General features: G+C 44.4%; 21 protein-coding genes. 6 read left to right on the top strand and 15 right to left on the bottom strand.

The annotated features are described in order from the left end of the window. Positions 1–82: 82 nt before the first annotated feature. The 8 genes from D9A03_RS07610 to ccsA all read right to left on the bottom strand — a co-directional run bounded on the left by D9A03_RS07610 (position 83) and on the right by ccsA (position 10431). A complete protein-coding gene (locus D9A03_RS07610; RefSeq protein ID WP_120496603.1) occupies positions 83–730 on the bottom strand; it encodes an HAD family hydrolase in 648 nt (215 codons plus the stop codon). 52 nt (positions 731–782) lie between these two features. Then, a complete protein-coding gene (gene trkA, locus D9A03_RS07605) occupies positions 783–2159 on the bottom strand; it encodes a Trk system potassium transporter TrkA (RefSeq protein ID WP_120496602.1) in 1377 nt (458 codons plus the stop codon). Between the two features lie 27 nt (positions 2160–2186). Further along, the gene (locus tag D9A03_RS07600) at positions 2187–3578 is read right to left on the bottom strand and encodes a sigma-54 dependent transcriptional regulator (protein WP_120496601.1); all 1392 of its coding nucleotides are present in this window, start codon (positions 3576–3578) and stop codon (positions 2187–2189) included. Positions 3579–3614: 36 nt separating this feature from the next. Continuing rightward, positions 3615–5882 carry a PAS domain-containing sensor histidine kinase gene (locus D9A03_RS07595; RefSeq protein ID WP_120496600.1) on the bottom strand — a complete coding sequence of 756 codons (2268 nt, stop codon included), beginning with the start codon at positions 5880–5882 and terminating at the stop codon, positions 3615–3617. Then, positions 5883–7346: a nitrogen regulation protein NR(I) gene (ntrC, locus tag D9A03_RS07590; protein ID WP_120496599.1), complete on the bottom strand. Its 1464-nt coding sequence runs from the start codon at positions 7344–7346 to the stop codon at positions 5883–5885. It lies immediately after the preceding gene. Further along, positions 7343–8533, bottom strand: coding sequence for a nitrogen regulation protein NR(II) (locus D9A03_RS07585; protein WP_120496598.1), 1191 nt, complete (start codon positions 8531–8533; stop codon positions 7343–7345). Before D9A03_RS07585 ends, ntrC begins: the two co-directional genes overlap by 4 nt. Continuing rightward, a complete protein-coding gene (dusB, locus tag D9A03_RS07580; protein WP_120496597.1) occupies positions 8530–9513 on the bottom strand; it encodes a tRNA dihydrouridine synthase DusB in 984 nt (327 codons plus the stop codon). The genes D9A03_RS07585 and dusB overlap by 4 nt, the downstream gene beginning before the upstream one ends. A gap of 117 nt (positions 9514–9630) precedes the next feature. Continuing rightward, entirely contained in the window at positions 9631–10431 is an 801-nt protein-coding gene (gene ccsA / locus D9A03_RS07575) for a cytochrome c biogenesis protein CcsA (RefSeq protein WP_120496596.1), read from the bottom strand. Between the two features lie 107 nt (positions 10432–10538). Here ccsA and D9A03_RS07570 point away from each other — a divergent pair, with 107 nt between their 5' ends. From D9A03_RS07570 to D9A03_RS07555, 4 genes are read left to right on the top strand one after another with little or no spacing between them, the layout of a single operon-like run. After that, positions 10539–11720, top strand: a complete 1182-nt coding sequence (locus D9A03_RS07570; protein WP_120496595.1) for a bifunctional 2-C-methyl-D-erythritol 4-phosphate cytidylyltransferase/2-C-methyl-D-erythritol 2,4-cyclodiphosphate synthase — start codon at positions 10539–10541, stop codon at positions 11718–11720. Positions 11721–11756: 36 nt separating this feature from the next. After that, positions 11757–12260 (top strand): phosphatidylglycerophosphatase A, encoded by a 504-nt coding sequence (locus D9A03_RS07565; protein WP_120496594.1) that lies wholly within the window; start codon positions 11757–11759, stop codon positions 12258–12260. A gap of 9 nt (positions 12261–12269) precedes the next feature. After that, the gene (locus tag D9A03_RS07560) at positions 12270–12761 is read left to right on the top strand and encodes a CinA family protein (RefSeq protein ID WP_120496593.1); all 492 of its coding nucleotides are present in this window, start codon (positions 12270–12272) and stop codon (positions 12759–12761) included. Beyond that, complete coding sequence (locus tag D9A03_RS07555) at positions 12758–13522, top strand: CPBP family intramembrane glutamic endopeptidase (protein WP_120496592.1); 765 nt, start codon at positions 12758–12760, stop codon at positions 13520–13522. The genes D9A03_RS07560 and D9A03_RS07555 overlap by 4 nt, the downstream gene beginning before the upstream one ends. A 78-nt stretch (positions 13523–13600) precedes the next feature. Here D9A03_RS07555 and D9A03_RS07550 read toward each other — a convergent pair whose 3' ends face one another. From D9A03_RS07550 to D9A03_RS07520, 7 genes are all read right to left on the bottom strand, one after another. Continuing rightward, positions 13601–14062 (bottom strand): type II toxin-antitoxin system RatA family toxin, encoded by a 462-nt coding sequence (locus D9A03_RS07550; RefSeq protein WP_120496591.1) that lies wholly within the window; start codon positions 14060–14062, stop codon positions 13601–13603. Positions 14063–14077: 15 nt separating this feature from the next. After that, positions 14078–15097, bottom strand: a complete 1020-nt coding sequence (gene lipA, locus D9A03_RS07545; RefSeq protein ID WP_120496590.1) for a lipoyl synthase — start codon at positions 15095–15097, stop codon at positions 14078–14080. A gap of 160 nt (positions 15098–15257) precedes the next feature. Beyond that, the gene (gene lpdA, locus D9A03_RS07540) at positions 15258–16655 is read right to left on the bottom strand and encodes a dihydrolipoyl dehydrogenase (protein ID WP_120496589.1); all 1398 of its coding nucleotides are present in this window, start codon (positions 16653–16655) and stop codon (positions 15258–15260) included. Positions 16656–16667: 12 nt separating this feature from the next. Continuing rightward, positions 16668–17966 carry a pyruvate dehydrogenase complex dihydrolipoamide acetyltransferase gene (locus D9A03_RS07535; protein ID WP_120496588.1) on the bottom strand — a complete coding sequence of 433 codons (1299 nt, stop codon included), beginning with the start codon at positions 17964–17966 and terminating at the stop codon, positions 16668–16670. Positions 17967–17987: 21 nt separating this feature from the next. Then, positions 17988–19364, bottom strand: coding sequence for a pyruvate dehydrogenase complex E1 component subunit beta (locus D9A03_RS07530; protein ID WP_120496587.1), 1377 nt, complete (start codon positions 19362–19364; stop codon positions 17988–17990). A gap of 25 nt (positions 19365–19389) precedes the next feature. Further along, positions 19390–20427 (bottom strand): pyruvate dehydrogenase (acetyl-transferring) E1 component subunit alpha, encoded by a 1038-nt coding sequence (gene pdhA / locus D9A03_RS07525; RefSeq protein ID WP_174233638.1) that lies wholly within the window; start codon positions 20425–20427, stop codon positions 19390–19392. A gap of 187 nt (positions 20428–20614) precedes the next feature. Then, positions 20615–20929 carry a septum formation initiator family protein gene (locus D9A03_RS07520; RefSeq protein WP_120496586.1) on the bottom strand — a complete coding sequence of 105 codons (315 nt, stop codon included), beginning with the start codon at positions 20927–20929 and terminating at the stop codon, positions 20615–20617. 168 nt (positions 20930–21097) lie between these two features. On the opposite strand from D9A03_RS07520, the gene D9A03_RS07515 reads away from it, so the two are divergent. Both D9A03_RS07515 and D9A03_RS07510 read left to right on the top strand, forming a co-directional pair. Further along, positions 21098–22288 (top strand): GTP-binding protein, encoded by a 1191-nt coding sequence (locus tag D9A03_RS07515; RefSeq protein ID WP_120496585.1) that lies wholly within the window; start codon positions 21098–21100, stop codon positions 22286–22288. Positions 22289–22335: 47 nt separating this feature from the next. Further along, on the top strand, positions 22336–23052 hold the full coding sequence (locus D9A03_RS07510; RefSeq protein WP_120496584.1) for a DUF4198 domain-containing protein: 717 nt from the start codon (positions 22336–22338) through the stop codon (positions 23050–23052). The last annotated feature ends 19 nt before the right edge of the window (positions 23053–23071 follow it).

Raw genomic sequence — 23071 nt, 5'->3', positions numbered from 1 at the left:
ATCGGACAAGAGGAATTCTTTATCATTATGCTGAGGAAATACAACCCCTCATCAACATTGAACTTAAAAATCTTCTGATTTTCTATGATAAAAACGCTTTTATTTCGCCGCAGGACGCAAAATGACGTTCTGGTTTGCAATTTATAAATTCGTCATCCTCAGGAGGTTCCGGACGGATTAAAACCGGATAACAGGCGCTATTATAAGCACATTGAAGATCTATATCCGTATCCCCGGCAAACCAGACGTCCTTACCCAGAGAAACACCACTCCCTTTCAGGGCTAAATCCATAACGCCTGGGTCCGGCTTGTCTTTTAAAGCATCATTTGCGCCGATTATATTTTGAAAAAAGATATCCCATCCCAAATGAGCAACTTCTTTGCGAAGGATGTATCCTTTTTTATTGCTCACGATCGCAAGATAAACCCCATTTGAAACAAGAAACTCCAGAAGCTCTTTTGCCTGAGGCAAAGGCGTCAAGACATCCAAGTGGCTTGCTTCGTAAGTATCGTAGAAAATTTTGGTCGCGGCTTCGACTTTATCACCAAAAATATGGGGAAAGCTCTCACGTGCCGAAGAACGAACTCTATCCTTGGCTTCTTCAAGAGTCCAGGGAACCATATCCATTTCCCTGAAAGTAACAGAAAGTGCATGATGGATCGAAATCCAGCTATCGATCAAGGTATTATCCCAATCAAAAACAACCGCTTTGGGGAATGGAAATGCCATAAAACAAAATATCTCTAATAATTTACAATGATAACTTTTCTAAAGTATATTCTTAGAAAAACTCAAGCTTCACAGCAAATAGCTTTTCTATCTTCTTAACAGCTTCGGCAGCAGAGAAAATCACAACCAGATCATGAGAGCGCACAATTGTTCCACCTCTTGGAATAATTACTTCTCCTTCTCTGACAATTGCACCGACAATAACACCGGGCGGGAGCTTTGCTTCACGGATTGGGACACCAACAAGGCTTGATGTTTCAAGTGCTTCAGCTTCAATAACCTCTCCAAGGCCATCCGCGATTGTATGCACGGACCGAATGCGTCCTCTTCGTACATGTTGCAGGATATTAGACACAGTAATACTACGGGGATTAACAACTGTATCAATACCCAAAGTACTTATAAGCGGCGCATAGGATGTTGTGTTAATCAATGTCACTGCGCGTTTACAACCATGTCGCTTTGCCAGCAATGATGTGAGGATATTAACCTCATCATCATTGGTGACGGCAACAATTGTTTCCGTTGTTGATATATTGGCCTCGTTCAAAATCTCGGCATCGAGTGAATCACCATGAATAACAACAGTTCGCTTCAGTGATTTAGCAACAAATTCAGCACGTTTCTTGTCGAGTTCGATAAGCTTGAGTTTTACTTGAGGGTGGTTTTCTTCAACGGTTCTCGCAAGGTACAGACCAATATTACCACCACCGATAATAACAACTCTGCGCGCCTCTGACTCTGAATGACCAAAAGCATCCATTGTCCTGTTTAGGTGTCCATGATCCAAGACAAGATATACGTCATCACCAGGACGAAGTTCGTCATCAGGTGTTGGAACAAACCCTTTGCCTTGACGGAAAATACCGACGACGACAACGTTCAGTGTTGGGAATAGCTCCGTTAGCTGTCGAAGAGGCGTATGAATAATTGGTGTGTCCTCAGTACAATGCACACCGATCAAACTGACTTTTCCATCTGCCAAGGGATATACATCAAAGGCACCGGGTATTTGAAGGCGCTTTTCAATTGCTGCTGCAACCTCAATTTCCGGCGAAATGATAACGTCAATAGGCATGTGATCACGCGTAAAGAGATCTGACCACATGGGGTCCAGATAATTCTGTTCCCGAATACGTGCAATCTTAGTCGGTACGTCAAACATTGAATGACAGATTTGACACGCAACCATGTTGACTTCATCGGCGTGCGTTACCGCGATAATCATGTCAGCTTCGGATGCGCCAGCCTTTTCCAGAATATTTGGGTGCGAAGCAAAACCAACCACTCCCTTCACATCCAATGAATCAGTGATTTTATTAACCAGAGCCGGATCGCGATCAATCACAGTGATATCGGCATTCTCGCTTGCAAGATAGCGGGCAATGTTAAACCCCACTTGGCCAGCACCACAAATAACTACTTTCATAACAGGATCCTAAATCCGTAAATCTCTTTAGCTTCGATCAGTTGAAATACCAAGCGTTCTTAACTTGCGATGTAGAGCAGATCGCTCCATACCAATAAATGTCGATGTTTTCGAGATATTTCCACCAAACCGCATAATCTGAGCTTCAAGATATCTTTTCTCGAACAACTCTCGCGCCTCTCTTAAAGACAAAGCCATCAAATCTTCCTGCCCAGAGCCACCAGATGAAACAGATGGAGAAATCGATCCAATATCAGGAGGCATCATTTCGGCAGAGATCATCTCATCCCCTTCGCCTGGTGCCATAATCAACAACCAATCAATCACATTTCTGAGCTGTCTGACATTCCCGGGCCATTCATAAGCTTGCAGAGAAGCCATGGCATCTTGGGCCAAGGGACGAGCAGGAATTCCATTGGTTTTCGCAGATAAATCCATGAAGTATTCGATCAAATCAGGAATATCATCCCGCCGATCCACCAATGCAGGAACAACCAACGGTACAACATTCAAGCGATAATAGAGATCTTCCCTGAACTCACCCGCAGCAATCAATTCCTGTAGATCCTTGTTGGTCGAAGCAATAACCCTGACATCAACTTCAACCTCAACATCCCCGCCTACTCGGGTAAAAGATTGCTCTTGCAAGACACGAACGATCTTCCCCTGCGTTTCAAGTGGCATGTCTGCCACCTCATCCAACAATAGAGTGCCTCCATGAGCTTGCTCAAAAGTCCCAACTCTGATGGACGCTTCACCGTCCTCGCCTTTGGTTTCCGTACCAAATAATTCGCTTTCCAGACGATCAGGATGCATTGTTGCGCAATTCAAAGCAACGAACGCGCCATTATGACGGGTGGATTGTTGATGAAGTTGGCGTGCAACGACTTCTTTTCCTGCCCCCGCAGGGCCCGTTATCAAAACACGGCTGCCTGTCGGAGCCACCTTATCCAAAGCTTGCTGTAATTGAATCACAGGGCTAGACGAGCCAATTAGTGATGATTGTACTGCTGCACTTACCTTGAGACGCTCGTTCTCTCGTCTTAATTCAGAAAGCTCTATGGCACGATTAATTATCAGAAGTAATCGATCAGACTTGAATGGTTTTTCAACAAAATCAAAAGCCCCGATCTTGATCGCGCTCACTGCAGTCTCAATCGTTCCGTGCCCGGACATCATCACAACGGGCAAATCGATATAATCATGCTTGATTGCTTCGAGAATACCAATACCATCGAGTTCAGAGTTATTCAGCCAAATGTCCAGAACAACCAGGCTTGGACGGCGGGCATGAATTGTAGTCAGAGCTTCCTGACTGTTAGCAGCCTCTCTAACAACATAGCCTTCATCTTCCAAAATACCGCTCAGGGCCATTCTGATATCGGCTTCGTCATCAACAATGAGAATTTCGCGGGTCATCTAATCAATCTGCTTAAATACGTTATAATATTCTATTTAACTTGCAATCGGGAATACCAAGTGCGCTTGTGCACCAATTATTTTTCCAGTTTGATCCAAATTATCTTCGAGGACAAGAGAGCCACCATGATCTTCCATTATTTTCTTCACAATCGCGAGACCTAACCCTGTCCCCTTCTCTCTATTTGTCACATATGGCTCCGTTAACTTTTCACGATCACCAGCAGGCAACCCCTTGCCTGTATCTTGAATAGAGATAGAAACTTCAGCATCTGATCTTTCGAGAACGACCTTGATATGTGCCGCTTTATCATCACGCCCCTCTTCCAGTTTCCCTTCAATAGATTCCCCTGCATTCAACAATAAGTTTGTCAGTACTCTGTTAATTTGCTCGGTATCACAAGACATTAAAACATTCTCGTCAGGAACTATTGTTTCAAATTTAATCCCTTGCTGAGCAGTGTCTTGAAGAAAAACAGCCTCCTTGATAAGCTTATTCAGGTCTGTTTCTTTCATCTTTGGAACAGGCATCCGAGCAAACGAAGAAAACTCGTTTACCATTGTACCAATATCGGTCACATGTCGGATAATGGTATCAATGCAAAGTTCAAATGTTTTAGTATCACTTCCAATTTCCTTCAGATACTTCCGCTTTAAACGTTCTGCTGATAATTGAATTGGCGTAAGAGGGTTTTTAATCTCGTGAGCAATGCGTCTGGCGACGTCTGACCACGCTGCTTTACGTTGAGCAGAAACCAACTCGGTAATATCATCAAAAGTGATAACAAATCCAATAATTTCAAAATCATCCCCAAGTTCTGCAACAGTCCGTAACAGCAATGTTCGCTGCACACCATTTTCTTGCGTGTAGGGAATGTGTTTTTCAACGGGGCGCAAAGGTCTGGATTTCGCTTCCTCAACAAATTCAGCAACTTCTGGCATAACAACAGATATATGCCTACCACGAAGATCAGCAAACTGCTCTACAAAGAATGCCGATGCGGATCTATTGGGAAGCGTTATTTCCCCTTTTGCATTCAAACCAATTACGCCAGCAGTCACGCCACCCAAAACAGCCTCAATAAACCTTGTGCGTTCATCGAGCTGTGCATTGGTACTCATCAACTCTTGTTGTTGACGCTGCAATTCACCCGTCATTAAGTTAAAAGTACGAGACAACCGACCGATTTCATCTTCGGATTTATTCGAAATGACCCGAGTTTCCAGATCGCCTTCACGCACTTTTTCGGCTGCGGCAATCAAGTTCCCGATCGGTCCTGTAAGGTTATTAGAAAACGCAAGCCCAACCCACACAGATGCCAAAAGAATCATCAGCGCAACAATTGCAAAAATCATTGCGAAAGTAAGCACAAATCCAGAGCGCTGCCCCTCAAGATCAGTATAAAGGGCAACCGCACTTTTCGCGCGTTCAATATGTTTTAAAATGTTGGGGTCAATCGGGCGTCCAACAATCAGAAACGATCCGTCAAAACCACCGAGATAAACAAGTGCCCGAACCCGGCCATTATCCTCTGTTGAAAGAATAATAACCTCACCATTAATCGCATTTTTAATAGCAAAATCAGGTATTTCTGGAGCAAAATTAAGAAGAAAACTAAAAGCAGCCTTTCCTTGAACCTGTCCTGATTGATCAAAAACCACAGCCTCGGTTAAATTCAAACGGTTAGCGCGTTCAGTTAAAAAAGCATCAAGCTGCTCTTCATTCTGTATCAGTAGATTTAACGATTGCCCCAAATCAGACGAAACTGATAAAGCATCGGCGACAATCCCTTGCTGATGTTCGTTTAGATAAGCTTCAGCAACTGCGTGTGATTCTTTCACAGCAGTACTCACTTTTTCGTTGAACCAGCCCTGTAAACCAAACTCAAAAAAACCAACAGAAACCACAGCAACAATGATAGTTGGCGTAACAGCCACAAGACTAAAAAGGCCAACCAATCTTGAATGAAGCTTTGCACCGGCAAGTCCACGCTTTCTTTCCAGCCATAAAAGAACAAGCCGCCTGACAACAATCGCTAACAACGCCATCAACAGGATAAAATCGGTAGTTAGAAGCAAAAGAATCAACTGCGGATCATTCGCTTGCGACAAATCACCGGAAAGGGCAGAAAAAGTTGTAATGCCGCTAATACTCGTTGCAATGAAGAGGATTATAGCAAGCTTTCTCTCCAGCCCTACCCGCTTTGCCCAAAGAGATGCCTTTATCCAGAAACCGCTACTTTCGGATACTCTGTCATTGTCAAGAGGCTCAGAGGCCAGATTATTTTGGATCTCTTCAACCATTTATCTACTGCCCTTGATCACAGATACTTCCAACTCTTTAATCTTCTTTCTTAAGGTATTTCTATTCATTCCAAGTAACTTAGATGCTTGAATTTGATTCCCATTTGTAGAAGCAAGTGATAATTCTATTAAGGGTTTTTCAATTTCTTTTAAAATTCTATCGTAAAGTCCTGTCGCTGGCAGATCGGGGAAATGGGCAGCAAAGTACTCACTCAAATGTCGTTCAACTGCTTCACCGAGAGATTCATTTAACGCAGGTGCAACGGGTAAATTAACGTTACCTTCCTCGACACTCGCCCCTTTTGAAATCAAACTAAGTTCGTGCTCGACAATATCCTGTGAAATCACATCCTGGCTGTAAAGAACCGTCAACCGCCTGACCACATTCTCCAATTCACGGATATTACCCGGCCAATAATTGCCTCTTAAAGACGCCATTGCCCCTTGGTCAATGACCTTACCCGGTAAACCTTCTTGCTCACATAATCTCAGAAAGTGCGACACGAGTTCCGGGATATCTTCAGCCCGTTCTCTGAGTGGTGGTAATCTCAGCGGCACCACACTTAGTCGGTAATATAAATCTTCCCTGAAGTTCCCCTGCTCGACCATTTGCGCAAGATCTCTATGCGTAGCTGTGATAATGCGGACATCAGCTTTTATCGGTACACGTCCACCAACTGTCGTGAATTCATTTTCCTGTAAAACCCGCAAAAGCCTTGTTTGCGCTTCCAGTGGCATGTCGCCAATTTCATCAAGAAACAAAGTCCCGCCAGCGGCTTGTTCAAAGCGTCCAGAATACCGTGCCGTTGCCCCCGTAAAAGCCCCCTTTTCATGCCCAAAAAGCTCACTCTCAATAAGTTCCTTGGGAATGGCCGCCATATTAACAGCAACAAAAGGACCACTTTTCCTTTTCCCATAATCATGAAGCGCGCGAGATATAAGCTCTTTGCCTGTTCCTGATTCACCTGTGACCATAACCGTCAAATCAGTGGCCATTAATCGCGCCATGACACGGTAAATTTCCTGCATAGCCACAGAACGACCGATAAGGGGCAGCTGATCTTCCTGATCATCACCTTCTTCATCAACAACATCAATTGGCTCTGAAAGAGCACGTTTAACAGTTACAGATAACTCTTTGAGATCAAAAGGCTTTGGGAGATATTCAAATGCTCCACGCTCTGTTGCTTTCACTGCCGTTAGCAAAGTGTTCTGTGCAGACATGACAATGATACGCAGATCAGGCCTGATCTTTTTGATCCGCGGAATAAGGTCCAGTCCATTTTCATCCGGCATCACAACATCAGTAATGACAAGATCGCCTTCGCCCTTGGCAACCCACTGCCATAGTGATGCCGCGCTACTGGCTGCTTGCACCCGATACCCCTCCCGACCCAATGCGTGTGTCAGAACAGTTCTTATCGCCTGATCATCGTCAGCAATCAAGATTGTCGCATCACTCATGCAGGATCCCTTAATTCATTATCAGGTTGTGCCTGTTTTATATTTCGGAAATCTTTTGGCACTAATGGTAAGCTAATGGAAAATTTGGTGGCACGTGGCACGCTTTCTAATTCAATTACACCACCATGTTCTTCAACAACTTTTGAAACCAGCGCCAACCCAAGCCCCTTCCCTCCGGCTTTTGTAGAAACGAAGGGATCAAAAAGATGTTCATGCAAATCATCTGGAATACCTGGCCCACTATCTTCGATAGTCACCAATAAGGGGAGATCCATTCGGTCTTCCCCCCCTTGTAAACGCATTCTCACCCCTTGCTGATAGCTTGTTGACAAGGTGACTTCTCCGCCTTCTTTCCCAAGAGCTTCAACAGCATTCTTAATAAGGTTGAGAAAAGCTTGTATAAGAAGATCTCTGTTACCATAAACTTCCGGAAGCGAAGGATCATATTTCTCAGCAAATTTTACATTCTGACCAAACCCTGTTTCAGCAAGAAGCCTTACGTGGGCCAGAATCTCGTGAATGTTCACAGCATCTCGTTCCATGGGGCGTGTATCAGAGAACATTTCGATACGATCAACCAAAGTCACGATGCGATCAGCTTCATCACAAATCAGCTTGGTTAATTGTCGGTCATCTTCGCCTGCACTTAATTCCAGCAACTGAGCGGCCCCCCTGATGCCAGACAGAGGATTTTTCACTTCGTGCGCAAGCATGGCCCCCATGGCAGTAATTGAGCGTGCAGCGTTACGGTGAACAAGTTGGTGGTCAATTTTGCGAGCAATTGATTGTTGCTGGAGTGTAACGACACTAAAGCCAGAATTATCATGCATTGGTGAAATAACAACCGTCACCAGATGCGTACCAATTCGTGGTGTTTCCAATCGCACCCCATACTCTGCAAGGGAACTTTCTTCTTTTTGTGTTTGTTCAATCAAATGAATAATCTGAGAGTCATCAGAAAAATAAGTACTTAAATGACTACCAAGCAAAACAATCTTACTAGATTGCAAGAACTGTTCAGCAGCTTGATTAACAAACGCGATTGTCTTGTCTGACCCAACAACAAAAACTGGATCAGTTAAAGAGTTCAATATATTAAAAGACAAGAGAAGTTCTTGATCTGCCTGAGTATCAGGCCTGCTCGGCGCTTTATCTAATATATCGCTATTCATAAATGTTTGTGTCATGCGGCTTTATCAATGTAAGGCTGAAAATACTCCCCTAACATTTTGATCACCACATCAGGCTCATTGACTTTGTTAATTTCCGCTCGAAAAGCAGCAGAGTCAGGCAATCCTTTACAGTACCAGGCCAAATGCTTTCGTGCGATAGCAACTCCTTTACGAACACCATAATGAGACAACATCGCCTCATAATGTTCACAAATAAGTTCAAAAACCTCTTTTAGCTCCGGATCACTCACATGAGTTCCATCTCTTAGATACTGGCTGACTTCTCGTAAAAGCCATGGCTTGCCATAGCACCCACGACCAATCATCACACCGTCCGCACCAGAAACATTCATAGCCTCTTTTGCATCTTCCGGGGTCAAGATATCTCCATTAATGATAACGGGTACCTTCACAGCCTCTTTTACGGCCCTCACAGCTTCCCAATCTGCCTCACCTTTATACATCTGGTTTCTTGTGCGCCCATGAACAGTAATCATTTGAATACCAACATTCTCTGCACGTTTCGCCAACTCGGGCGCGTTACGATTGGTGTCGTCCCAACCTAACCGCATTTTAACGGTAACCGGTACATCCACAGCTTTAACTGTCGCATCCATAATATCTTCGGCGAGCACTTCATCCTTCATAAGTGCCGACCCGGCATACTTGGAAACAATCTTTTTAACCGGACACCCAAAATTAATATCAATAATTGCTGCGCCACGATCAACATTCATCTTTGCTGCTTCGGCCATAATACTTGGATCACAGCCTGCCAGCTGCACAGCCATAGGGAATTCTTCAGCACAATTTGTACTTAACTTGAGAGATTCCCTACTCTCTTGCAGCATTGCCTTGCTGGCGATCATTTCTGAAATTACCAGCCCAGCACCGTACCGCTTTACCAAACGTCGATAAGGCATATCTGTGACCCCGGACATAGGGGCTAAAAGAACCGGGTCCTCAATTTCAACAGGACCAATTGAAATGCTCATTCGTTGTGCACCATTCACAATCGCCTAAGTTTTAGGCAGATAAGAAAAACTGTTTATACAGTGTTTCTCTGCTCATGCGAAGAGGAATGTGCAAAAACCAAAAACAAATATGGCCTATCAAACTAACAAAATATCTGTCACAAATTTCACACCGGGATAGGCAAGAGTCAGTAATAAGTAAACAGCCAGGACAAAACGAACTGCATTCTGTCCTCGGATACCAATAAATTTGTGCAGCAACAGAAGAACTGCAATCACGACAAAAGCAAGAAGTGCAAGAAGCGACTTATGATCGAGATCCAAATAATAACCAGAGACTGAATACTGCTTGGCAATTCCCGTCAGAATTCCCAAACCAAGAACCACCTCGGCCATCGTCAATAAACTCACCTGAAAACGATCTGAATCATAAACAGAAGGCAGTTTTACCAAAAAAGGGCTTTCAATTTTTTTTAACTTTAAAGCCCGCTCCCTCAACTGTACCGACACAGCTGAAATAGCGGCAAGTGTACAAAGTGCATAAGTCAGGATCGACGCAAGAATATGCAGCACCAACCAATTGTCCATACGATCAATAGGATTGGCAGCAGCCGATTGTCCTCCCCATATGACGGCAAAAAAACCGAGCACAAAAAGGTATGGCACAAGAAGCAAAGAGAGCTTTTCAAACTCCTTAACAAGTAAGGAGAAACACAAGAACAGTAATAGACTGAACGATATCGTAATCCAGAGAGAAATACTCACACCGCCATCCCAATGCCCCATGAGATGAATCATTGTGGTAAAACTAGCCCCAATCAGGGCGAGAAATAAAGCCCCCCTCATAAGAAGGGGTGAACCGTCTGTTTTTGACATCCAGGGCATTAACATTGCTGGCAACATCAGAACAAGGGCAAGCATTCCCCAAAAAACGGTCATAATCTCACCTTCTTACTAGACATCTGATTAGCCTTTGTTACATATCAATTTGTTATTACTGTAAATTAGCCTAAATTGGCAAGAATCGAAATCAGGAGAATATGCCTATGTCCGGTACCTGGGCAATAGTTGTCGCCGCAGGCAGAGGCAGCCGTATAGGAACTGACCTCCCCAAACAGTATCTCAAGTTAGGTGATACCAGTATTCTTGCTTTGACACTCGATAATTTTTTCAAACACCCGAATATCGACGGTGTACTTGTTGTCATTCACGCAGATGACATAGAACTTTTTCAGCGTGCATGTAGTGATTTTGTCGACAAGGTCCATATAGCATATGGCGGCGCAACACGTCAGGAATCAGTTTTAAACGGTTTACAGGCTTTAGAAAGCATTTACCCCAATGTTGTTCTTGTACATGATGCTGCACGCCCCTTTACCGAGCACAAGGTCATCACAGACCTCATTAATGCTAGCATCACAGGAAAGGCAGCCATCGCCGCTTCTCCAGTCGTAGACAGTCTTAAACAAGTTACAAACAACACTATCCTGAATAATATCGATCGGAATGGGCTTTGGCATGCACAAACACCCCAAGCATTTCCCTTTGATATAATACGTGATGCACATCTCTCCGCAGAAGACCTTTCAGATTACACAGACGATGCATCAGTTGCAGAAGCATGCGGACATCAGATATCTATTGTAACATCCGGTAAAGAGAACTTTAAAATTACAACCCCGGAAGATTTGGTTCAAGCATCCATGATCGCCAATAACAAGCAAATTAAAGAGTTAAAAATGGAAAGCAGAACTGGCTTTGGATACGATGTCCACTGCTTTGAAAAAGGTGATCATGTCACCCTTTGCGGGGTTGATATTCCCCATACAAAAAAACTCAAAGGGCACTCCGACGCCGATGTGGGCCTGCACGCACTTACCGATGCCATACTGGGTGCACTTTGCGAAGGTGACATCGGAACTCACTTCCCCCCTAGTGATCCGCAATGGAAGGGTGCCTTGTCAAACCGGTTTCTGATTTTCGCGCGTGACCGGGTTCTTGCAAGGCAGGGTAAAATCATACATGTCGATGTAACACTTGTTTGTGAAAAACCTAAAATAGGTCCAAACAGAGAGCTGATGGTTGCAAAGATGGCTGAAATTCTGGACATTGCCCCGAACCGCGTCAGCATAAAGGCAACCACCTCTGAAAAACTTGGATTTACTGGTCGAGAAGAAGGCATTGCAGCCCAGGCCGTTGCGACAATTCAACTTCCTTCAATCGACTAAACAAGCAAGACAGAACAACAGCGCAAAGACTTGAATATGTCTCAAAAGAAACTCTCATTTTTTCACCCTGTCTCCCTCGTCTCGACATGGTTTGGTTCCGGGCTTATTAAATTTGCTCCGGGCACCTGGGGATCACTAGCAGCACTTCCCTTTGCCTGGGCTATTTCAAGTTACACAGGCTCTCTTGGCTTGATCGTTGCCTCGCTTGTTGCATATGGCGTTGGGATATGGGCAAGTGGTCAGTATTCAACTGCGCTTGGCAAAGAAGATCCCGGGGCTGTTGTCATTGACGAAGTAGCAGGCCAGTGGCTTGCCCTCGCTTTTGTTCCTCTGAACCCAGTTCTTTTTCTGATCAGCTTCCTGATCTTTCGCTTTTTCGACATCGTCAAAGTTTTCCCGGCAAACTGGTTAGACCAAAATATCAAAGGCGGCCTCGGCATTATGTCTGATGATATGGTCGCCGGATTATACGCCTTAATAACATTTTACCTTCTTTATGAATTTCTCCCCTATACTAGTGAGCTATTGCATCACTTCTAGGAGGCCTGCATGTCCTTAACTGTTGAAATTAATACACTTGCAACAGAAGTCCTGGAACTCTGTCGCACCAAGGACCTTCAAATCGCCACAGCTGAATCCTGTACCGGAGGGTTAATCGCAGGCGCCTTAACAGAAATTGCAGGATCATCAGATGTTGTAGATAGAGGTTTTGTCACCTACTCAAACGAAGCCAAACACGAAATGCTCGGCGTCCGCATAGAGCAAATATCCATGCACGGCGCTGTCAGTTCACCGGTAGCATCATCAATGGCCGAAGGTGCCATGAAGTTCTCTAATGCTCAATTAACAGTTTCTGTTACAGGCATCGCTGGCCCAGGTGGCGGCACGTCTCAAAAGCCTGTTGGAACTGTTTACATTGGTACGGCACTGGAAAATGACCGAACACTTTATCAAAGTTACCGCTTTGATGGAGATCGTGCATCTATTCGACAACAAACCGTCCATGCTGCGCTTTCATTTTTAAAAAACAGGCTTTTATGAACAAGCACACTACCTCGCAAGCATCTTCAACAATTCGTGCGCCCTCTCTCACAGACATTCCACTTAGCCAGCTTGTCTTGGCATTTATTGTATTTTTGATCGCCATTAGAGGCATTGCGTACTTTTTATCTGCCTTTTTCTCAACAGCCGAAAATGGTGCATCAGTTTCATTCCCACTGATCCTTTTGGTTTTTATACAGAATTTACTTATTCTGATTATTATTCGATATTTTCTGTTAAAAAAATACAATTTGAATTGGCAAAACTTGGGATTAGTCCCAACAACTACAAGCTGGTATTATCGCGCCGCTCTCCTGACTCTGCCGTTGGTTGTTATTGTTGGCATTGTAAACTCTACCGTCACACAGCTCATAAGTACGGATTTTGTTAATCCCCAGCTTGAAATGCTAGCACCCCAAGGATTTAAGTGGGATGCTTATATACTCACAATGATTGCGACAGGCATTATTGCCCCCTTTGCAGAAGAAATCGTGTTCAGGGGTGTTATTCTGGGATGGCTTGACAAAAAGCTCGGAAAATATCTTGCGATCTTGATCAGTTCGTTTCTTTTTGGGTCAACACACGGCATCCCCGCTTTAATTCCGGCTCTTACGGTTGCAGGCATAGCCTTTTCAGTGATTGTTTATAAAAGCCAATCTCTTTGGCCTGCAATTATCCTACACTCCGGATTTAACATGTTTATGACAACAGCACTTTATTACGCACTTTCTCAAGGCGTATCTCTTCCCGGAGCAAATTAAACGCAAATTAAAGTTCATTATTTAAAAAATGAGAGTGCAGTCACTTTGATATCAGAGCTATCTGATACCCTAGCTTTTTCAAGCAGATGCTAGGTCTTCGCCATCATATGGCTCATACAAACTAGCAGCTCTGGTTTCAAAGGCTTGGACCATACGCCTGACAGCTTCATGGAAAAATGGTTCCATGATCATTTGCAACATTTTTGATTTGAATTCAAAATCTACATGAAAATCTACCAAGCAACCTTCGGGGTGCTCTTCAAAGATCCATGTATTAGTCAGGTATTTAAAAGGGCCATCAACATAAGCAACGTCAATGCGTAATTGTTCCCGATGAAGATCAACTCGACTGGTAAACTTCTCTCTGATCATCTTAAAACCAATGATCAAATCAGCAAATATCGTTATGTCCTGCCGGCGTTTTATTCTCGCGCCCACGCACCAGGGCAAGAAATCTGGATAGCACTCAACATCGGCCACCATTTCGAAAACTTGCTCTGGTTTAAATTTCAGTACTTTTTTTTCAGCGTGAACGGGCATTTCTAATGTCCAAAATCAAGAACGAGACAGCTTTTCTTCTCTGGCTTTTCTCAATTCCTGGAAATCTTCATCAGCATGATAGGATGATCGGGTCAAAGGTGTTGATGCAACATGCAAAAACCCTTTGTTATAGGCCATCTTTTCATAAAATTTGAATTCTTCCGGATCGACAAAGCGATCAACAGGATGATGTTTAGGTGTTGGCTGTAGATATTGGCCGATTGTCAGAAAGTCTATATCAGCCGAACGCATATCATCCATAACCTGAAGCACTTCGTCTTTACTTTCACCCAACCCAACCATCAGGCCAGATTTTGTAAAAAGCGTTGGATCAAGTTCTTTGGCACGATCCAGAATTTTCAAACTGTGATAATAGCGAGCGCCGGGACGTACGGTCGTATACAGACGTGGAACAGTTTCCAGATTGTGGTTAAACACATCTGGTTTTGCCTTTACGACAACTTCCAACGCACCATCTTTATGCCTGAAATCAGGTGTCAAAATTTCAATCGTTGTATCCGGCGCATCTTTACGTGTTGCTGCAATCACCTTTGAGAAATGCTCCGCGCCACCATCATCCAGATCATCTCGATCCACCGATGTAATCACCACATGGCGCAACTGAAGCTTCGCAACCGCAGCTGCAACGCTATAAGGCTCAAGGGGACTTAATGGATTAGGCTTACCGGTTGCAATATTACAAAACGAACAGGCACGGGTACAAATTCCACCCATGATCATCATCGTGGCGTGTTTTTTGGACCAACACTCGCCAATGTTCGGGCACGCGGCTTCTTCACACACAGTATGAAGATTGTTATCACGCATTAGCTTTCGTGTTTCTTGATACCCTTTGGATACCGGAGCTTTTACTCTTATCCAGGATGGTTTTCGCTGGATAGGAGAGTCGGGACGTTTGGCCTTTTCAGGGTGCCGCATCTTCGCACGGTCATCCTTTGAGGAAATAATACGCTCTGCGCGTTCTTTTCCCTCGAGCTGGGATGTTGTTTGTTCTGAAACCATGGTTTCTGTCATCAACTAACTCCGACCATTTCGTGAACCAATCCTACAATGGAAGAGGTTTACACGCCGTTACCAACAGGAAGGCAAAAAACGCCCTCCTGTTACATGCTGCAATACATATGGAATTACAACAAAATCTCAAGCACTAAGATTGCCTGCGGCAAAATCACACCTAGAAGTGAATTGCCCGACCATAAGCATCCAGAACAGATTCATGCATCATTTCGGATAGAGTTGGGTGCGGGAAGACAGTATGCATTAACTCTTCTTCCGTTGTCTCAAGTCCCATCGCCACAACAAATCCCTGAATGAGTTCAGTAACTTCTGCGCCAATCATATGCGCCCCAAGCAATTCACCGGTTTTTGCATCAAAGATTGTTTTGATCAGGCCATCAGCTTCACCAAGCGCAATGGCCTTGCCGTTACCGGCAAAGGGGAAGCGACCAATTTTCACGTCACGGCCTTCTGCCTTGGCGGTCTGTTCGTTCAAACCAACGGATGCAATCTGCGGATGGCAATAGGTACACCCAGGAATCTTGGATTTATCAATTGGATGCGCAGATAAACCCGCAATCTTTTCGATGCAAACAACACCTTCGTGTTCAGCCTTGTGTGCAAGCATTGGTGGACCTGCGACATCTCCGATAGCAAAAACACCGGGGACATTGGTCCGTGAAAATTCATCCGTTACGATGCAACCACGATCAGTTTTGATACCAAGAGCTTCCAAACCGAGGTTTTCGATATTACCAACAACACCAACTGCAGAAATTACACGATCTACGGTGATTTGCTCGGTCTTTCCATTTTTCTCAAGCGTCGCTGTAACCTGATTGGATTTTTTATCCAGCTTACTGACCTTGGTTCCAGTGCGGAACTTCAAACCATGTTTGCCTAACTGCTTTTGAGCCAGTTTTGAAATCTCATCATCTTCTACAGGCAAGATCTTGTCGAAAATTTCAACCACAGTAACATCAGCACCGAGTGTACTGTAGAAATCAGCAAACTCGATACCAATAGCGCCTGAACCGACAACCAGCAATGATTTTGGCATTGTATCAGGACGCAAAGCTTCGCGATAAGTCCAAACCAGTTTGCCATCAGGCTCTAATCCCGGAAGAGTTCGAGCACGAGCACCCGTGGCAATGATAATATTTTTGGCTGTCAAAGCCGTTTTTTTCTTATCCTTACCCTCAACGGTCATTTTGCCAGCAGCCGTTAAAGTACCGGTACCGTCAAAAACAGCTACCTTGTTTTTCTTTAAAAGATGGCCAACACCACCATTAAGCTGTTTGGAAACACCTTTGGAACGTTCAACAATTTTCTGCAGATCAAAACCGACGTTTGACGCGGACAAACCATAATCTTCCGCATGCTTCATGTTACGGTAAATTTCTGCAGAACGCAGTAACGCCTTCGTCGGAATACATCCCCAGTTCAGGCAAATCCCGCCAAGATGATCCTTTTCAACCACAGCCGTTTTCAAACCAAGTTGCGCAGAACGGATTGCCGTCACATAACCACCAGGACCACCGCCGAGAACGATAACGTCAAAGTTAGTATCACTCATAGTTTCATTCTCCTAGAGAAGCATGGAGAGAGGTTCTTGGATCAGGGCCTTGAACGCGGCCATGTACTCTGCACCAACAGCACCATCAACGACACGGTGATCAACAGATAGCGTACAGGTCATCACCGTCGCAATCGCCAAAGCACCATTCTTGACAACGGGGCGCTGCTCACCAGCACCAACAGCAAGAATGCACCCTTGTGGCGGATTAATAATTGCAGAGAAATCCCTAATACCAAACATACCAAGGTTAGAGATAGAGAAAGTTCCCCCCTGATATTCTTCAGGTTTCAGTTTTCCGTCACGTGCACGTCCAGCCAGATCTTTCATTTCTTCAGAAATAACACCAAGGCCTTTGTTTTGAGCAGCTTTGATGATTGGCGTAATCAAACCTGTGGGTGTTGCGACAGCCACAGAGATATCTGCGTTTTTGTAACTGAGAATGCCATCATCACTGAATGATGCATTTGCAGCAGGTACCTTTTTCAAAGCTAAAGCGGCAGCGCGAATAACAAAGTCATTCACTGAAATCTTCACATCGCCGCTTGCATTCAACTCTTTGCGGAATGCCAGCAACTTGTCCATTTCACAATCAACGGAAAGGTAGAAATGTGGGACAGTTTGTTTGGACTCAGTAAGCCTGTTTGCAATCACGCGACGCATGGAACTCAATGGTTCCAGATCGTATTCCATACCAAGCATATCCGCGAGTTCGCGTGCATTTGGTCCCGATGCAACAGGCACAGTCTTAGCTGGAGCCACAGCAGATGTTGCAGCGGGAGCCCCCGCTTTGCCAATTCCCTGTTCCAGAGCGGACAAGATATCAGCCTTTACAATACGACCATGCGGGCCTGTACCACTAATCGCAGCAAGATCCAGATCTTCCTGAGAAGCCATTCTTCTTGCAAGCGGACTGGCAAAAACACGATTGCCACTAGCAGCTACTGGTGCAGCTGGTGCAGGCGCTACAACCGGAGCTGCCGACACCGGAGTTTCAGCAACAGGAGTTTGAGTAGCCACAGGGGCCGGAGCCACTGGAACAGCCGCATCCAACGCACTTGCATCTTCGTCTTCTTCCAGCAATACAGCAATCGTCTGATTAACAGCTACACCCTCGGTTCCGCCGGGTATGAGAATCTTGGCAATTGTCCCCTCATCAACCGCTTCGACTTCCATTGTTGCTTTATCTGTTTCAATTTCCGCAAGAACATCGCCGGAATTAACAGTATCACCTTCATTCACCAGCCAACGAGCCAGTGTACCTTCTGTCATCGTAGGAGACAGGGCGGGCATAAGAATATTTATAGGCATCGTATTTCTCTCCTGCTCTGCTTATGAGCGATAGCAGACTTCTTTGGCCGAAGTAATAATGTGAGAACTCTGTGGTAGCGCTAGCTGTTCAAGGTTCGCGGCATAAGGCAACGGAACATCGACCCCGGCAACACGCTGAACAGGAGCGTCCAGATAATCAAACACCTGTTCCATAACCATTGCTGAAATTTCAGATCCAACGCCAGAGAAAGCCCAACCCTCTTCAACCGTTACCAAGCGATTAGTCTTACGCACAGAATTAAGAATAGTTTCCGTATCCAATGGGCGAATAGTTCTCAAATCGATAACTTCAGCAGAAATACCTTCTTTAGCCAACTCTTCTGCGGCTTCCAAAGCTTTTCCAACCATAATAGAGAAAGTTACTATGGTAACATCTGTCCCCGGACGAACAACTTTGGCTTTGCCGATTGGCACAGTCCAATCATCCGTATCCGGTACATCAAAACTCTGTCCATACAGAAGCTCATTTTCAAGGAAGATCACCGGATTTGGATCGCGGATAGCAGACTTAAGCAACCCTTTGGCATCAGCTGCTGAATAAGGCGACACAACTTTCAATCCCGGACAATGAGCATACCAGCTTGCATAACATTGCGAATGCTGAGCACCTACACGGGATGCAGCACCGTTAGGTCCGCGGAAAACAATCGGGCTGCTAACCTGACCACCAGACATGTAGCGTGTTTTTGCTGCAGAGTTGATGATATGGTCAATCGCCTGCATCGCAAAGTTAAAGGTCATGAATTCAACGATCGGGTTCAGGCCGTAAAACGCAGCACCAACCCCCAAACCAGCAAAACCATGTTCTGTGATTGGCGTATCAATAACACGCTTGGCTCCAAATTCATCAAGAAGCCCCTGACTGATTTTATAAGCACCTTGATATTGGGCAACTTCTTCCCCCATCAAGAAAACCTTTTCATTTCGGCGCATTTCTTCGGCCATCGCGTCACGCAGAGCTTCACGAACAGTCGTACTAACAACTGGACCATCCCACTCACTCTCAGGAGCAATAGCAACAACTTCCGGTGCGGCAACAGCAACAGACGCAGAAGGAACTGTTTCTGCAACAGGTTCCACCACTGGTGCTGCTGGAGCACTTGCAGAGTAGTTGTTGAGATCCGCGTCGCTCTCGCCATCTTCAAGAAGTAAAGCGATCGGCATATTCACAGCAACATTATCGGTATCACCTGCAACGAGGATCTTCCCAAGAACACCGTCATCAACGGCTTCAACTTCCATTGTCGCTTTATCTGTTTCGATTTCGGCCAGAATATCACCTGATGATACGCTGTCGCCTTCGTTTTTCATCCAACGCGCAAGTTTCCCCTCTGTCATTGTGGGGGAAAGCGCAGGCATAAGAATTTCTATTGGCATATTTTTCTCCGGAATGACGGACAGCTTACGCGTCAGCGTACACATCGGTGTAAAGTTCAGAAGGATCTGGTTCGGGGCTAGACTGTGCAAATTCAGCCGACTTGGAAACAATCGCTTTAACATCTTTATCGATTTGCTTCATGCCCGCTTCGTCAATCACATTCTTTTTCACCATAACCGCACGCAGACGTTCAATCGGATCACGTTCTTCACGCACCTTCTGAACTTCTTCTTTGGAACGGTATTTTGCCGGGTCAGACATGGAATGACCTCGATAACGATAGGTCATCATCTCCATGATATAAGGTCCCTTGCCACTTCGCGCATGTTCTACAGCAGTTTTTGCCGCTTCGCGCACCGCGATAACGTCCATACCGTCGACCTGCATACCTGGAATTCCATAGGCACTGCCACGTTGGTAAAGTTCAGTACTGTTCGCAGAAGAGCGTTCTGTTGATGTACCCATGCCATAGCGATTGTTTTCAATGACATAAACAACTGGTAGATTCCACAAAGAAGCCATGTTGAATGACTCGTAAACCTGCCCCTGATTCAACGCACCATCCCCCAGATAGGCGACGTTTACAGCATTTTCTTCCAGATACTTATGAGCAAAGGCAATACCTGTTCCAATTGGAACTTGCGCGCCCACAATACCATGTCCACCGTAGAAGCCTTTTTCTTCGCTGAACATGTGCATGGAACCGCCTTTACCTTTGGAATATCCACCGATACGCCCGGTAAGCTCAGCCATCACACCATCCGGGTCCATTCCGCAAACAAGCATGTGTCCGTGATCGCGATAAGATGTCAGGATCGTATCCCGATCTTCTAATATAGACTGGATACCAACAACGACAGCTTCCTGCCCAATATAAAGGTGGCAAAATCCGCCGATAAGACCCATGCCGTACAATTGTCCGGCTTTTTCTTCGAAACGGCGGATCAACAGCATTTCACGATAAAAATCAAGGATCACTTTATTATTAACATCGGATGGAAGCGCAGAAGAGGCTGTCCGTTTCTTAGGGGCCCGTTTGGTGGGCGTTTTTTTAATCGCCATGCGAGGTTTCCCGTTCAGGTTAGTGTTACGCACTAAGGGGGTTTATTTCTCGCACTTAAAATAAGGGAAAAGTAATTTTATTACAATAGATTTTATATTATTGATTTATAAAGGTTTTCAGTAAATTAACTAAAAATAAGTTAATCGAATAAAATATGTTGCATTGCACAATATTAAGTTAATTCGCCTAACGTCGCCGGATAACCAAATATTCGTTTTCACGGCCATAATTAAGCACATCCCTTGCCCGCTCTTCCAAAAGGTCAGGATCAAGGTTGTCAGGGCGCAAGAGAGCAACCCTTGCCTCTAACTCATGACGATCACCTTGAATATTGAGCATTTCGGTTTGTTTGGCTTGAAGATTCTGCGTTAGATGGATCCACGCCCAAACCCCACGATCACCTTCAATTGTGTGATACGCGAAATAAGCAACCAGCGACGCCCCCAATACTTGCGGAATTACGACACGGGATCGTTTATGAATCTCTCTAAATAAAGACATTTACTCTAAATCAATTTTCTTTGCATGCAGCTAAGGTAATCTAACAGATAAAATAGTTATTGGGAATAAACAAAGCATTAATGACCTTTTTATAAGGGAATAAATAAAATTGACAATTGTTATGTTATAACATACCAATTATTTAAACGTCTGATTTGAGGTGAAACAATGAACAAACTAAACGTAACGGTCCTATCCGGTTTTCTTGGGGCTGGCAAAACAACTCTCTTAAACGAAATTCTAAACAACACTGACCTTGAAAGAGTTGCTGTTATCGTTAACGATATGAGCGAGATCAATATTGATTCCGATATACTTCAATATAAAAACGCGTCTCTATCACAAACCGATGAAAACCTAGTCGAAATGACAAACGGTTGCATCTGCTGCACCTTAAGAGAAGATTTACTCCGAGAAGTTACCAAACTTGCTACATCAGGAAACTTTGATCATTTAATCATTGAATCATCAGGGATTTCAGAACCCCTACCCGTCGCGACAACATTTGAATTTAGAGATGAAAACGGGTTTAGTCTCTCAGATGTCACTACTTTGGATAACATGGTTACCGTCATTGATGCCGGTAACATTCTGAGTGATTATTCATCATCAGATTTACTCTTGGACAGAGGTGAAGCTCTTGGTCCAGAGGACCAACGATCTCTCGTTAACCTGCTTGTAGAACAAATAGAATTTTCAAATACAATTATCCTGAACAAAACAGATCTCGTATCTCAAGATACGATTACAGAAATCCGCCAAGTAATCAAAGCACTCAACCCTGATGCAACCTTGGTTGAAAGCGTGCAATCACAAGTTCCATTAGAACAGTTGATAAACACTAGGCGTTTCAGTTTTGCAAAAGCACATGAACACCCTCTGTGGGCAAAAGAACTTTATGGGTACGAAAACCACGTCCCCGAAACCGAAGAGTATGGCATTAACAGTTTCGTTTATCGGTCAAAAAAACCTTTTATTCCAGAAAAAATTGCAGGCTTTTTTAAACAGGAACAGTCTGGTGTTTTAAGGTCAAAGGGCCACTTCTGGCTTTCAAACAGACCAGACCAAGTCGGCGAAATGTCACAAGCAGGCAAATACACGACCACAGAACTGATTGGTAAATGGTGGTCTGCTGTGCCAAAAAACAGATGGCCAGATGACCAAGATTTCATCGCACACATTAAGAAAAACTGGGACACATCATTTGGAGATCGCAGGAACGAGATCGTTTTTATTGGTTTTCAGATGAATAAGGAAGAAATAACCGAGCGTCTCAACGACTGTTTGGTTAAAGAAAATGAATTTCTTCCTGAAACTTGGCAATCACAACACAAGGATTGCTTCAATCACTGGGCGTAACAGGCCCCAGCACATTAACATCCATAGAATAAAGACATTTAACTACGATGAGAAAACTTCTTCCCGCCCTATTATTTGCCCTTTTACCAACTGCTAGTTTTGCCCATGGTATCTGGATTACTGATCGATTTGGAGAACCATCAATTGTCTATGGCCACGGAGCATCAGATGACGCCTATCAGGCAGAAAAATTGAAATCAGTTCAAATACACACATCAGACGGCAAGGTGAGCAAAGGAGAAACACGCGAAACAGATAGTTATATCAAGCTTAAAATCCCACAGAAAACACAAGCTGTAACCGCAGCTTTTGATAATGGTTACTGGACAAAAGATGCCAAAGGAAAGTGGCATAACCTAAAGAAATCAGAGGTAGAAAACCCCGTCTCATCGGGGCATTACTTTAAATATACCACCCATATTCCTCTAGGTGCCACAGCTTTAGAAAAACCTTTCGGTCTTCCATTAGAAATTTATCCCTTGCAAAACCCACATACCATGGAACAGGGAGACAAGCTCGCTCTGCGGGTTCTTCTGAATAATGAGCCTGCTAAGGGGTTAAAAGTTATAGCAGATTACATCAATGACGAGGCGGCAACGAAACTTATCACTGATGACAAAGGCGAAGTGTCTATTACAATAAGAAATCAAGAACTTAACGTTATTGCTGTTTCAACAACCAAAGAACTGAAAGACAAAACCCACGCAGATGAAGAGGGGTATTTCTCAACACTTTCATTCACACTGGAACACAAACACCACTAATTCTGATACTTAAACAAAA

The sequence above is a fragment of the Kiloniella sp. EL199 genome (assembly GCF_900313065.1).
GTDB lineage: Bacteria > Pseudomonadota > Alphaproteobacteria > Kiloniellales > Kiloniellaceae > Kiloniella.
Note: the sequence above shows the minus strand (reverse complement) of the source record. Positions and strands in the feature narration are given on the sequence as shown.